Annotated in this window: 1 protein-coding gene; it reads left to right on the forward strand. The window is 71.0% G+C overall.

Features of this window, described 5'->3' with window-relative positions; genetic code table 11:
* Nucleotides 1-241, forward strand: a 241-nt coding sequence (locus tag BN358_RS23705; RefSeq protein WP_157593446.1) for a phosphoenolpyruvate carboxykinase domain-containing protein, incomplete at both ends; no start/stop codon positions are given.

Below are 241 nucleotides of genomic sequence, written 5' to 3' on the forward strand. Positions count from 1 at the left end.
TGTCGGCCGGCCGCGCACCCGAACAGCCGGTTCACGGTGCACGCCTCGCAGGCCGAGTCGATCTCCGACGACTGGGAGGACCCGGCCGGTGTCCCGATCGACGTGATCCTGTTCGGTGGCCGTCGCGCCCGCAACGTGCCGCTGATCAGCGAGTCCTACGACTGGGAGCACGGCGTGTTCGTCGGCGCGACCGTGTCGTCGGAACAGACCGCCGCCGCGGAGGGAACGGTCGGTTCGCTCC

It is taken from the genome of Sedimentibacter sp. B4, assembly GCF_000309315.1.
GTDB lineage: Bacteria > Bacillota > Clostridia > Tissierellales > Sedimentibacteraceae > Sedimentibacter > Sedimentibacter saalensis.